This is a genomic window from Ruegeria sp. D4, from assembly GCF_056534475.1.
In genome coordinates this window covers 205659-219268 of record NZ_JBQFPJ010000005.1, presented here as the reverse complement: position 1 = coordinate 219268, position 13610 = coordinate 205659, and the positions used below count along the sequence as shown (strand labels likewise).

The following is a 13610-nucleotide window of genomic DNA, read 5'->3' as shown; positions in this document are numbered from 1 at the left end:
TCTTTTGTGGAAGATGGATGAATGCCCTTGCGAAGGCCACTGATCGACAGTGCGGACGTTTTTTGCGACGGCGCACAGGCAAGTCTCAGTAAGCAATCCGCGCTGAACTCGCTTTGAATAAATTCAAACGGCACCTTTGTCCGCAGAGCAGTCGTTCAATGAATTGGCCTAACGACCGCACTGAGCCAGCGGTCGCCAAACGATGATCACTCAAATAGGCCGCTAGATTTCCCCAAATCAACATAACACGTTTTGCTGCGAAGATTATCCAGAACGTCTTCTTCGACCATTTGGGGATCGGAATGATAATCAGTGATGCCGGTCCCTTCCAGCATGCGGTTCATTAAATTGAAAAGCCCGCAGACCTGTATCGCATCAAAAAGTGCCTTCTCAGTCCAGCCAGCTTCAAAAACAGCTTTTGCGTCGGCTTCGGTCATGCGCGATGGGGTGGTCGTAAGCTTGCCAGTATAGGACAGCACTGGCTTTAGCCGGTCGCCAATGTCGGCATTTTCAAGGTCATTCATCATCGCCTCGATGGTGCTGATTTCAACGCCAAAAGCCTTGGCGTGTACCTTATGCGCCCCAAAACAAAACGCGCATGCATTCAAACCCGAAACATACGCAGCAATGATCTCGCGTTCAGCAATGCTGAGTTCGCTCTCACCTCTCATGACCCTGTTTTGGTACTCGGACAGTGGCCCAAGTTTTTCGGGAAAAGCGCTGTAAATATGGCTAAGACTCGCACCGTCGGGCAGGGATGGAAACAGGCGTTTCATATCAAATCCTCACAAAATCATCTGATTGTACCGTAGTGGAAATCTGCGTTTTGGCGAACAAGCGATCCTCCAAAGGGTTGCTCTGATGTGTGTGGGCGTGAAACCTGATATTGGTGCAAGCACATCGAACGGCCGTTTCGTCCGCATTGCAGTCGTTCAATGAATTTGGCTGAGCGGCCGCATCGAGCCCATACCGGAAGTGCTCAGGTCTGAACCCTCGCAGGTGCAGCAATATCACCGATCTCAGACATCATCTGCGTCGCAGAGAGAAAAGCGGCCATTCGTTCACTGAACGAAGAAATTTGGGATTTTGATATCTGAGTCGCGGACTTTGCCCTCATCTAACGCTCCAAAACCGATGACTGTTGTTCTGAAAGCTCTTAGATCGAATAAAATTCAAGCATGATGGTTGAGCGCTTCGATTCCACTATTGATGTTCCCTGACAGGCTAACGCAATGCCCGTCGGCTCTTCAGCGGTTCCTTGGCCACTGCAGCGCGTTGCAGAAAGAGCAGCTCGCCCAACATATCGCGGACCGCTGCTTTTGAAGGGGTAGGTTCCAGAAAGTCAAATAGACGCAACAAATTTGCCGGGTGTTTTACGACCAATGCTGCCAAAAGCTCTTTCGCGGCATCGACCTCATAGGCCGCAATCATTTGCGCCGCGGCTTGCGTTGGGGTCAGCAGAGCATAATCTTGTGGCCGCATAGATGTTTCTCGCAGCGCGTCAAACGGCGATGCACCAAGCGCACGGAATTTCGGCATATGAACGCGTATGTCAGCAGCGCGGTTCTCAATCACCGAACCGGATCGCTGAAAATATTCGAAAGGAGCGAGTTTTTTCAATGCGCGCCTTCGCATCGGGGCGGACAACATATCAAGATCTGCACGATCGTAGTGCAAATCGTCAAAGACGGAGATCAGCCGCAGTCCCGCATCGGCTACCATCAAGTAGGGATCGGCGTTCAGTGCCGCGACCATGTCGGCAGAGTTTGCATGCTGCTGCGCGGCTTCATAAGGTACAAACGCGTAAGTCTTCCGGTCAAAAAGACGTTTAAGTTGATCTATCATCAAGTCGAATCCTTCATTCGCTTCGACGCGACGATCCTCCACTAGTAGTCGCAGGCAAACAGATAGGCTTTACGAGGCGCAAAAGAACCCTAATTCCTTGGTAGGAGTTCTCAGGTAAAACGATAATGCTGCAAGACAAGAAATCAGAAACCGATGCCGAGCGGCGAAAGGCGCTGCTGCGGCGCTTGTTATCTGACCTGAGCCGGTCCAATCCCGAACTCTACTATCAGTCGACGAGCCAGATTTCTCGGTTGCTGAAAGATCATATTTCTGATGGCAAATCGCTAAACGGAGAAGATCGCAAACTTATGGAACCGCTCACCTGCCGCGACCTCGAAGTCCTCCTTAGTCTACACTAGCGACAGAAGTCCCAGTCTTTCATTTTGATGCGCAAATAATCACAAACGCGGAAAAGGTATTTAAAGAGCGGTTTCATCTAATTTTGTTTCCATTTGAGAAGCTACTTAAAATGATTGTTTGCGGAACGTGGGCCTTTTGTTTTCACGGGAAGATTTAGGAAGTTCCACTTCCGATGCCCCCATCGGTAGCGCGTTTTCTTCTGTTTCAGTGGATCTAAGTTTTGGCTTACTAACGCAGACATCCCGTGTTGCCTCGTCCCCTCCAGAACTGGCAGCGCATGTTTTTTGGTCCAGCGGAGCGATGTGTACGTACTTTAATTACTACCAAACACGGACGACCGGCGTTTCGCCTTTTAGTTTTGCCAAATGGCGGAGCGATTAGTCAGTTTATTTTGTCGGGTCCGGGGGTTTGGGTTCAGTTAGATCTGGGAGAAAAACCATGGATAGTAGTTTCAACATAAAAACGGCATGGGCTTCGGTAATGGATGAAACCAAAAACCCACTTAGGAACCAATCTCTGTCCACTGCCCATTTGTTGATGCAAATGTTGGCGTGGATGTGGAGTGCGATTTTCTCGCTTATAGTTGGAAGCTACTTCGTATTCGGCGTTACCGCGGCGGCTCACATGTTGCTAATTGGTGGGCTATTTGTGACGTTGATAATATTCCGAAAGGCCGAAGCGTCAGACTTAGACGACTAGAAGGTTCGTGGCTACTAAAGGCGACCGTTTGCACCTCCGAGTTCCGTTCGGCGTTTTTGATAAGAATATAACTGCGACGGAACTAACCCAACGCCTTGCGTCACAGCCAGTGTTTGGGATCGGAAAACCAAAATTTGGCGCTCGTCTTCAAGCGACTGGTAGTGCATTTTTCTCGCGCGAGCCAGTCAGCACTTTATCTAGCCTGCGGCCTCAATATTGTTGCTACGATTGTATCTGCTAGGTCCGCAGAACCGACGGTCACGCCGAGTGCGAAGAATGTACGCTGCGAACCCAGAGCAGCCGGTTGCGCAAGTCTAAGATACCGCAATCATTGCGTCACCTAAACTTCAAATGGTTGGCTTCGATCAATTCCGCTTACCTTTGTACGCGCCGTCCTGTGGCTTCCAAAGAGCCGCCTTCTCTTTGGCCTTTTTGAGCTGAGCTTCCGTCAATTTGTGTCTGGACTTGATTTCTGGCGACATGCGGTAGATTGGCGTATCGTCCTCTAAGATGTAGCTTGGTCGTCTTTGCTTCTTAGGCTTGCCCGCAGTTTTGGACTTAACGGTGTGGTTCGAACTAGCTTTAACTTTTTGTCTCAGTTCACCGGCCATCTTTTCGACGGCTTCTAGGACGTCTTCAGCCACATCATGGAACTTTGCATTCTGTGCTTTTTCAACGAACTCTTCGAACCTAGGCTTGATATCATTCATCAAGGCGTCAACCTCTCCTTTCGCTTTAGTCCGCGCCTCTTCGAAAATCTCTGACCAGTCTCGTTCATCACTCTGTGCCATCAGTTCCTCCAAATAGTCAGTTAAGGAATGTTAAGATGCGAGCTCTCTTCGATCAACGGCAACTAGGCCGCAAAGTACCCGAGCAATACAGAAGAAAAATGACGCCAAGCAGCGTTACGGCGTTTTGGGTTAACGCTGTTTTGCGTCAGAAGCCATCATCCGTTTGAATAGAAGGTCAATGATGCAGCAACAATCAAGTGGACTCTTCGGATGAGGTTATTCAAGTACCGCGGCATGCGCATTCTGAAATCACTGAAGCGATAGTTGAAAAAACGTCTGGCCGACTCATGAGCTCCACATGTTTCAAATCTAGTCGGTAAAGGTGTTTGTCGCGCAAGTGCGTATCCAACACATCGCCACTAGTCAGTGAGGGATTGCCACGCGACAAAAACACATGTGCAGGCGGGTCAAAGCGGGGCACGCGAAAACTGCTTATTGCCAATGCGTGGGCAATTTTGACTCCCCGGATCCTTGCTTCTTCGGCTTCAGGCTGCTCAGCTAGAATGCGTTTGATTTCAGGAACAACTCGCCTTGCTTTGAACTGACGCTTCCACCCTCTGATAATGTAGCGCAGCCTTTTGTAGGTTCGAAAGTACAAGGGTTGCAGACCAGGTTCCGCGCCAACCATTTTGAATGGAGGGTCCAAAAGGATCATGCCAAGAGTATTTTCCTGCCCCAATTGCCTCGCCATTTCCATGGCAATCGGACATCCGGCAGAGTACCCGCACAGTACAAATGGACCGCTACTATTACTTTTTTTCAAATGTAAAATGGCCTCGGATGCAAGTTCACTAATAGACCGGTCTAACGGGACAGCAGCGCCTTTTGTCCGATGGCTTGGGATATGCACAACGGAATGATCCGAGCCCAGGCTTCGAGCTATATACTGGCTGAATTGTACAGAGCAGTGTACAATTAGGACTGTCGATTTGGTTTGCCCAAGGCTGGAAATTTGAATGACGCTTTCGTTCTCGGAAAAGACTTCGCCCGCACGCCTTTCGGCTACTCTTTTGGCCAGTTTGGCAACGGTGGGACAGCTAAAAACATCGGTCGGTTCGAAGTGAATTCCCCTTTCGCAACCGAGTGCAAAGGCAGAAAGCGTGGCTAAGCTGTCACCGCCCAAATCAAAGAAATTGCCGTTTCTCGTCCGACATGGCGTATTCAGCGTTTCGGAAAAAATTGCGGCTATTTGCTCCTCAAGCTCTGTCTTCGGGGGGGCGCCAACGTTGGATTGCAGGTGCTCGGTGACTATGGCCTTAAGTGCGTTTTGATCCAGCTTTCCGTTCGGAAGGATAGGAAACACTTCAACACCAACAACCGAACTTGGATGGAACGGTTCTGGAAGACTGGCCTCAATGTGACGTGCGGTGGCCTCACAAATCGGGTCGCTGGGATCGCATTCTATCACCATGAAAATGCTATTTGAGCCCGCAAGCGCCAATGAAACGGCAGCAATACGGCGTTGATCCGTAACAACTTGAGCAGCACCCTCAATTTCCGAAAGCTCGACGCGATGTCCGCGTATTTTGACTTGTTTGTCCCGACGGCCCAAAAAAGTGATGCATCCCGTGGCGTCAGCAACCCCAAGATCGCCTGTTCTATACGCCCGGATGCCTTCACCGCCAAATTCAAAGAACCGATTTTTTGTTTTTTCTGTATCGTTTAGATAGCCATTAGCGACTGTGTGGCCAGCAACAATGATTTCACCGGTCATCCCCGGTTCAGCGGGGCAATCATCGTTGTCGAAGACGCCCACCCAGGTTCCGGGAATTGCCTTCCCAATTGGAACAATCGGGCCCTCTTCAAAAGCGGTAGCATCAAACGAAGTGCACCAAACTGTACCCTCCGTCGGCCCATACTCATTCATCAATACGCAATTGGGCAGCAACTCTTTTAATTCTTGAGGCAGGCTGTCGTAGAGTGCCTCTCCTGCAGCGATTAGAACCTGTAGGCTTTGCAAATCACTTTGCGGTACAGACATCAGAAGCGCGCGAGCCAGACTCGGCAGGCACAGAGTATGGGTCACCTTGTGTCGGGAGATCAACTCTCCTAACTGGTTCGGATTTTGCTCGGCGCGTTTCTCGGCGACGACCAAATGCCCACCATTGCAAAGGGTCCAGTAAATTCCGGCAACAGAGCTGTCAAACGCCAAAGAGGACAACAGTAAGTAGACTTCGGGCGCAGCACCGTAAACCTCATCTCGCGCGGCCGTTGATACGGTCAGCGCTGAGTGAGAGATCTCAACACCTTTGGGTTTGTTTTCTGACCCGGACGTGAACATGACATAGGCACGCGCACCGAGCTTAACTTCGTCCGGGTGGATCGCTTGATCGAGCACGTCAATTAGAACCGGATGAGCAGATTTGGTGGGCAGGTCATTTTTTGAGGCTCGTGACGTCACAATGAACCGTGGCTTGACCGTTTCCATCATCTGCGAGAGACGAATTTCCGGATAACTCAGATCCAGCGGAACATATGCTGCACCTGACATCATCACGCCCAAAAAGGCTGCAATTGCATCCACGCCGCGCGGCAAAGCTACAGGAACTATATCGTCTTCAGTCACGCCTGCTTTTCGTAATGAAAATGCAAGTTGCCGGGCGCGTTTCGACAGTTCGGAATAAGTTACCGTTTGGTGGTTGTCAGATATTGCGACTGCATTTGGCGAAGCGTCAGCGTGTTGCAGGAAGCGTTGAATGACAGTTTCAGCTTTTGGCGCGGGTGAGATGTAAATCGGGTTGGCACCGTCTTTCATCAAATTGCATATTGGCGTTCTAGGATCATTAGCAATTGCAAACAGGACGCGTTTGTAGCTTTCAATGCACGACTGAATGGCTTCGGCGGAAATACGTTCTGGGTCGAAATAGACTTCAACATCCAAATCTTTCTGCGGCGTCACAAGAAGCGCTAAGGGATAATTGCTGAACTGCGCTGTCTTAAGACCAGTGATCTCAATGTCGTCAAAGACGAAATCTTGTTTCTGAACGCCTTCATTCACAAACAGCGTATCGAACACGGGGGTTCCACTGGCGAACGGGGCGCAGCTTTGAACGTCTGCGAGCGAGGCGTGCTCATGTTTAAGTCGTTTCAACTCGTTGCTAGCGTGGTCTTGTAGGAGCTCGCCCACTGATTGGGACGGATCGATTTTGAAACGTACTGGAAGTGTGCTTATGAATGCACCAACGGCTTGAGAAATATTGGGGATTTCAGGTGGACGTCCTGCAGTCGTGGTACCAAACACGATGTCGTTTTGCCCGAGATACCTGCGCAAGACCGATGCCCAAGCCACAGACAAAACCGTATTTGGTGTTACCTTCAATTCTGCCGAAGCCCGATTTACGCTCTCCATCAAGTCGCTGCCTAATCGCTCGGCGTACGAGACCTGGGTCGGAGACTGATTTCGGCTGTCCAGTTCAGGAAGCAAGCAGGGCGCTTCCAAGCCCACAAAGTAATCGGTCCAAAACGCAGTGTCCGTCAGTGGACCCTGTTTTTTGAGCCAGGTCAGATAGGTTTTGAAACTTGGCGCAATCGAACCGGCAGGGCTTTTTCCATGGTAAAGGTCGAAGAGATCTCTGATCGAAACGCCGGTCGACCACCCATCACTGATAAGATGATGAATTGTCCACACAAACCGGTAGCAGTCTTGCGCTTCCTTGATCAGTGTAACAGCCATCAAGGGGGGGCTCTTCAAATCAAACTGCCGTAGCTGCTCAAGTTTCAGAAGGTCGTTGAACCGCCGTTCAAAATCTGAATGCTCAGTCCAATCCAATTCGGTCCACGGCAGGCTAACCTGTTCCTGGATGACCTGAACGGGTTGCTTCACACCCTTCCAAATGAAACCGGTTCGGAATACGTCGCGCGCTTTTACAAGAGACTCCATCGCAACTTTAAGCTGCATTGGGTCCAGAGGGCCCCGCAATGTGCAACTGACTACAGCTACATATTGTCCGTGTAGCTGCGCCTCGCCATTGACATGAAACAATATCCCGCGTTGGGCGGAAGACAGCGGAAGAATGTCGGCTACACCTTGCGGATATCCCATGTCAGCCCAGCGCCTCCGAGATGCTTGAAAGATCATCATCGTCCAGATCGAGCAGAGTTTCTTCCGGGCCTTCCCTAAAGCTGACTGACGACAAACTGTCTGCATGTGCAGCCAGAGCTCGAACGGTTCGGTATTCAAACAGCGAGGTCGCAGGCAGGGAAAAACCCTGTTCATTGGCCTTCATAGCAATCTCTATCGCGGCAAGGCTGTCGACGCCGAGATCGAAAAAGTCATCGGTCGCACCGATCTGGAGTTCACTCATCACCGCTGACAGTATGTCGACCAACTTTTGTTCTGTTTCTGTCTCAGGTGGAACCAAACCCGAGCGCTGCACGCCCCGCCTGCTTCCATTGGGCAGACGGGATGCATCAACCTTTCCATTGGGGCTAAGCGGCATATCCTTCAGTAAAACCACTTCGTCAGGCAACAAGCCTCTTGGAAAATGGGCCTCTAGTGTCTGCCAAACATCTTGTTCCGCGATATCGCGACCGGCCACGTAAACGGATAGCTTTTGTTGGTTGACGGGCTCGTCAAATCCGATCTCTTCCAGGATCGCCTCGACGCGCTGCGTATCGATGTCGTCATTAAGCTCTTCTAATGCCTGTTCGCGGGTTTTGTGGCCTAAGCGCACATCCCAGGAATAGGGCAGTGCGTAGTTGTGGTACCCCTCGCGTGACTTATGCAAGTGGATCCCGGTGTCATTGATCAGGCAATTGGTCGACCTACCAGTGTCCGATGGGCGTTGCCATGCAGTTTCCTTATCAAGAAACTCGTAAATCTCAGCTACGGGCACGTCGATGTAGCGGTAAATGTCGAGCACCTTGATCTGATCCAGAAAGCGTCCATCTTTCAGGTCATCCGTTTCCAAAAGTTTAGAAAGCGCGTCGTCTTTTGCGTGATAGGCTTTACGCGCTTTGGTAACCATATCGTCCAGCTGAGAGCACGAAGGGGCTGCGTTGCGGAACAGGTCAGGGGTCAACCGTGTTTCAAAGAACTGCCCTCTGGACAATCCTGTCACCACCATAGGCGCGCCTTCGGCCAAAGCCGTGCGGAACGCCAAAGTGTATAGCGCCTTGAAACAACCCTGACACACGTTGGAGTGTGTTTTAAGGCTGTCGACGAATATCTGGTTCATCCTGTCAGTGCTGAGATAGCGATGATCCCAACCAAGATCGTCTGCTACCCTTTGAATATTCGTCTTCGACTTTTCAGAGATATAGCCATTGTCCAAAGTCACGGCGAGCACCCGCGACGTGTAATCAGCAAGCCGGTAGGCGGCGTACGTGCTGTCCTTGCCACCGCTCAGCATCATGACCGCGTCGTATTTCCCGGTGCTCGCTTCGGCTGCACGCGCTATTTCGCGTTGTAGCGCGGGTTCATCCTTAAAGTAGGCCTGCGCCCTGGCTTTATAGTTGTCGAATTCTGCGCAAATTTGGCACAGATCGTTTTCAACAAAATCTACCCCGGGCACGGAATCCGTGAGGCCACATGTTTTACACTGCTTGTTTCTGCCAGTAGACGGCACTGATCCGAACGAGACATGAACGGCATTCACATTCGGCAATTGTCGCAAAACGCGGTCAATCTCTGCGACTTCGAAACGCACACCGCCGATTTTTATTTGTTGATCCGCCCGGCCAAGGTAATCAAATCGTCCGTTTCGATTGATACGACCCAAATCACCAGTTCGGTAAACCTTGCCCTGAATTGCCTTTGGATCCTCCAAGAATTTCCCTTGAGTTTCGGAGGGTGCGCCAAGATATCCCTCGGCCAAGCGGCCGCCGATAACGATTTCTCCGGTTACACCAATAGGGCACAGGTTCATGCCTTTATCCCTGACACTGACCGAAACACCGGCTGCGGGAGACCCTATTTGGATCGAGAGCTCGGTATCAGTTTCGGGGTCATATGTGTGGTGCATGGCGCCGACGACGGCTTCGGTTGGGCCGTATTCATTTATCAGTGTCAAAGATGGTGATAGATCTTGGGTCGCTTTACGGCAGAGTTGGGATGTCAGGTTCTCACCACCCAGAACAAGCGTCTGAATACGCTCGACAACATGACCCTGTTTGCAAGCCAAAGCGAGGTGAGAGGGGGTCAACTTCACGACATCCACCGCGTCTTCGGTAAACACGTCCAGCACTGCAAGGTCAGGGTCGGAGTGCTCCGGGTAGATACGGATCGACCCACCGGTAGCCAAAGGCGCGAACAAGGATGTCAGCGTCAGATCGAATGATATTGAAGAAAAGAATGCGTAGTGCGCAGGGCGGTTGCCTGTGAAAGTCATTGCAGCCCAGTGAATGTAGCGTGACAGGTTTGTGTGATTAACCTCAACGCCTTTTGGTACACCTGTCGAACCAGATGTAAACAGAACATAGGCAAGGTCACCGCCAGATGGCCTCTCGAAAGTACGTGGTGTATCTGCATTGACCAGTGTGATGTTCAAGCTGCGACAAGAAAAAGCGCGGTTATCGTCAGAAGGCACGAATACTGCCGCGGCACCTGATATTTTGACAATCTGTTCTGCACGCGCGCTTGGTGTATTTGAAGCTATGGGCACAAAGCTGCAACTGGCTTTCAACACACCCAACATGACCAAAATGAAATCCATGGATCGCGGCAGATTGATCGCTACGGGAGACCCACGCGGGATTCCGAGGCCAATGAGGTAAGCCGCGATCTGATCGCTGCGCCGGTCAAGTTGTCGGAAAGTTATCTGATCGTCGGTACACGACAGTGCAATTGAATCCGGGGATTTGATAACTTGTGCCGAGAACGCGTCCAAAACTGTTTCGGGCGCACCCGCAAAGTTTTGTCTTCCCAATACAATCGCCCGATCTTTTTCATCTGCAGCTATGTCCAGTTCTGCTATACGCGTATCCGGAACCTCGACCGTAGCTTTCAGAACACGCAGGAAATGGTTCTGCACGGCCCCAGCCAGTACGTTATTTAAGATTTCCTCATGTACATCCAGGAACAGCTCTGGCTTGCCGTTCCCGTGAAAGTCCATGATATGGAGACGAATGGCATGGCCCGCGTCATGCGCACCGCTATGGAGCCATTTCACCGTTGCCGGCTTCCCGGCGAAGCTTCCAAACTCGGCTTGAATGTAGTTGCAAACGGCGCTTATGCCCGACGTGTCGATGTTCGCAACCGCGCCGGGTTTCGCCCGCCTCAAAAACGTGCCCAGCCCGGTTTTGACCTTTACATGTACATCCAACAGCGTGTCTTCAGCGTCTAATTCCACAGTTAACGGCAAAACTTCGACAAATGGACCCAGCGTTCTTTTGTCTTGGCCCGACAAGCGGTTATGGGATGGCAATCCAAGGGTGATCTGGTCGTCGCCTGTGACCCGATGCAAATACCCAAAATAGGCCGTCAGGTAGATTGCAAGCTTCGACAAGTCTGGCGTGAACAGGCGGAATTCCGATTGGGTTACAGCGTGCTCAAGCGTGTGCTGTATATCCTGCGAAATCTCCACAGCAATACGTTTGGAAAAACCTGCTCGCTTGGCGTTACTACCGTATGGTGGGGACGATGGGTGGAAAGGCGAAGGCGCCGAAAGTACGTCGGCGATGTTGAGAAGTGGCGGGCTTTCAAAAAAGCTTGGCAGCGGCTCGGCAGTGAAAACACCGTCGTGTTCGATAGCCGAATAGCGTTGCGACACTTGATCAAACAATAGAGCACCGGACTGTGCATCACACACGATGTGATGTTGACATACGGCCCAAACCCAATGGTCGTCCGCCAACTTGATCAGTTGGCTGCGCAGTGTTTCACGCCTTAGATCAAACGGAATTTGAACCCACGCATTGAGCTCACGCTCCAATTCAGTTGCCGCACCAGGCGACTGACTGGCGTCCTTACACTCCAGAAGCCCTTCAACTGCATCTTTGACAACTTGAATGAGCGCATCAGTCCCTTCTCGAAAAACCGTGCGCAGAATTTCATTGTCCTGAACCGTTTCGAAAAGCGCCCGTCGAAACACCTCTGGGTCTACCTCGAAATTCAGGTCAAATCGCCAAGCCATATTGTAAGCTGGCAGATCCGGTTGCAGGAGATGGCCTTTCCAGAACCTCAGTTGGCTTTCAGACAATGGATGCGACATGTTGGCCACCTCAGGAAACTGCGAAGCGCCGATTTTCGGCATAAACGGAAATTGCAGTGATAGAACTGAGGTTTTCCAGCGTGACGTCCTCCAAAGGGATTTCAATGCTGTAGGTCTGTTCGACGAACGAAACCAAAGACATGACGCCCAACGAGTCGATCATTCCGCTTAGCAACAGTTCTTCGTCGTCTGTCACTCTTAGGCCGCCCAACAGCGTGACGCGAACGTAATCGCGCAAAGCCTGTATTTGTTCTTCAGGCTGCATGCTGTGTATCTTTCTGCCCGGCGAGCTTGGCACGGTCTATCTTGCCCGTCGAAGTGCGGGGCATTTCTTCAAGCCATTCGATGTGATGAGGCACGGCATAGCGCGGCAAAACAGCTTCTACTTTGGACCGAACGTTTGACAGATCTTCTTTTGAACCGCCGGTGACATACGCATGGATTTCATCGCCGCATACTGTCGCGACCGCCTCGGTAACCAGTGGCGTGTTGACCAAAGCAAGTTCGACTTCATCCAGTTCGATGCGAAAACCCCTGAGTTTTACTTGGCGGTCTTTGCGTCCGATCAAGAAAATATCGTCGCTTTCCGCTCTTCGAACGATGTCGCCGGTACGGTAGAATCTACGCACACTTCCGTCGGTGTCTGGAAGATCGCAAAACGCGGCTTCAGTCAGCCCGGAATCGCGCCAGTACTCCAACATGACCTGTTCAGAAGCGATCAGGAGTTCTCCGGTTTCCTCATCTTCAGGTCCGATCCCGATACGAGCGGTCACTCCAATATCCGGACGTCCAATAGGCAACGAGCTGGTTCCGTCCAACTCTGCATGCGTCATCACGGCTGTCGTGCAATGGTTCGTTTCGGTCGGACCGTAGGCATTCAGGAATTTTGCGTTTGGGGTATGTTTGGACAGCGCCTTCAAAGCAGCCGGAGGCATTTTTTCTCCGGCAAACATGACGATCCGCAGCGCTTCCAGGTTTCGATCCTCCAGCACGCCGCGTTCTACCATTTGGATCAGGGCATATGGGACAGAGTACCAAACAGTGATCCTCTCCTTCTCCGTCAACTCCGAAAGGCTTGCAGGTAGTTTTGCATGCATTTCGGGAACAACTACGGTGCAAGCTCCGGCCTGGGCGGTGCTGAAGATATCAAAAATCGACATGTCGAAATGAATAGGGGTGTGGTGGCTCACTCGATCTGACGCGCGTAACGCGCACAGTTTCGCCGCCATCTTTGCGTAGGCCAACCCGCTTTTATGGGTATGGACTATGCCCTTTGGTGCGCCGGTGGTCCCGGATGTCATGAGGATGTAAGCAGGATCCTCGGCACGCCTATCCGGACCACAAACGACTTTTGGACTGCCCGAAATTTCATCCAGCGGTTGCGAAATGTCAAACAGCTGGCTTTCGGAAAAAGCGCTCGAAAACTTAGTTTTGCGCGCTGTGTCGGCGATGACCATTCTGGCCGAAACGATCGATACTTGCGCCTCAATGCGCTCGGCCGGTGCTGCGGGATCAATCGGTACATAAACGCCTCCGATGCGGAGGATGGCGTAAATCGCCGCGATGGTTTCAGCGCCTTTGACCGAGCAGACAGCCACTCTATCACCGCGTTCTACGCCCAAAGTGATTAGTGCTTTTGCAATCTTGTCGACTTTGGAATTTAGCGCAGCGTAAGTGGTAATTTCCCCCAGCGTGCTGACCGCCGCAGCTTCGGGCGTTACTTGCGCGTACCGCCTGAGTGCGTCGTCCAGAAACAAGCCCGTTT

Annotated in this window: 8 protein-coding genes; 1 reads left to right on the top strand and 7 read right to left on the bottom strand. The window is 51.4% G+C overall.

The window, feature by feature from the left end; genetic code table 11:
• Positions 1-206 precede the first annotated feature (206 nt).
• Positions 207-776, bottom strand: a complete 570-nt coding sequence (locus ACR0MI_RS10270; protein WP_170681967.1) for a peroxidase-related enzyme — start codon at positions 774-776, stop codon at positions 207-209.
• A gap of 448 nt (positions 777-1224) precedes the next feature.
• Entirely contained in the window at positions 1225-1887 is a 663-nt protein-coding gene (locus ACR0MI_RS10265; protein WP_480441301.1) for a hypothetical protein, read from the bottom strand.
• Positions 1888-1970: 83 nt separating this feature from the next.
• On the opposite strand from ACR0MI_RS10265, the gene ACR0MI_RS10260 reads away from it, so the two are divergent.
• Positions 1971-2204, top strand: a complete 234-nt coding sequence (locus tag ACR0MI_RS10260) for a hypothetical protein (protein WP_170477481.1) — start codon at positions 1971-1973, stop codon at positions 2202-2204.
• Between the two features lie 1065 nt (positions 2205-3269).
• Here ACR0MI_RS10260 and ACR0MI_RS10255 read toward each other — a convergent pair.
• From ACR0MI_RS10255 to ACR0MI_RS10235, 5 genes are all read right to left on the bottom strand, one after another.
• Positions 3270-3695: a hypothetical protein gene (locus ACR0MI_RS10255; RefSeq protein ID WP_170816682.1), complete on the bottom strand. Its 426-nt coding sequence runs from the start codon at positions 3693-3695 to the stop codon at positions 3270-3272.
• A gap of 220 nt (positions 3696-3915) precedes the next feature.
• A complete protein-coding gene (locus ACR0MI_RS10250; RefSeq protein ID WP_480441299.1) occupies positions 3916-7737 on the bottom strand; it encodes a non-ribosomal peptide synthetase in 3822 nt (1273 codons plus the stop codon).
• Between the two features lies 1 nt (position 7738).
• Positions 7739-11950, bottom strand: a complete 4212-nt coding sequence (locus ACR0MI_RS10245) for an amino acid adenylation domain-containing protein (protein ID WP_480441298.1) — start codon at positions 11948-11950, stop codon at positions 7739-7741.
• Positions 11856-12110 carry an acyl carrier protein gene (locus ACR0MI_RS10240; protein WP_170816685.1) on the bottom strand — a complete coding sequence of 85 codons (255 nt, stop codon included), beginning with the start codon at positions 12108-12110 and terminating at the stop codon, positions 11856-11858. Before ACR0MI_RS10240 ends, ACR0MI_RS10245 begins: the two co-directional genes overlap by 95 nt.
• On the bottom strand, positions 12100-13602 hold the full coding sequence (locus tag ACR0MI_RS10235) for an amino acid adenylation domain-containing protein (RefSeq protein ID WP_480854280.1): 1503 nt from the start codon (positions 13600-13602) through the stop codon (positions 12100-12102). The genes ACR0MI_RS10240 and ACR0MI_RS10235 overlap by 11 nt, the downstream gene beginning before the upstream one ends.
• Positions 13603-13610 lie beyond the last annotated feature (8 nt).

Coding starts and splice junctions, on each gene's coding strand:
- ACR0MI_RS10240 (WP_170816685.1), bottom strand. CDS start 12,110: ATGCAGCCTGAAGAACAAATACAGGCTTTGCGCGATTACGTTCGCGTC.
- ACR0MI_RS10250 (WP_480441299.1), bottom strand. CDS start 7,737: ATGGGATATCCGCAAGGTGTAGCCGACATTCTTCCGCTGTCTTCCGCC.
- ACR0MI_RS10260 (WP_170477481.1), top strand. CDS start 1,971: ATGCTGCAAGACAAGAAATCAGAAACCGATGCCGAGCGGCGAAAGGCG.
- ACR0MI_RS10270 (WP_170681967.1), bottom strand. CDS start 776: ATGAAACGCCTGTTTCCATCCCTGCCCGACGGTGCGAGTCTTAGCCAT.
- ACR0MI_RS10255 (WP_170816682.1), bottom strand. CDS start 3,695: ATGGCACAGAGTGATGAACGAGACTGGTCAGAGATTTTCGAAGAGGCG.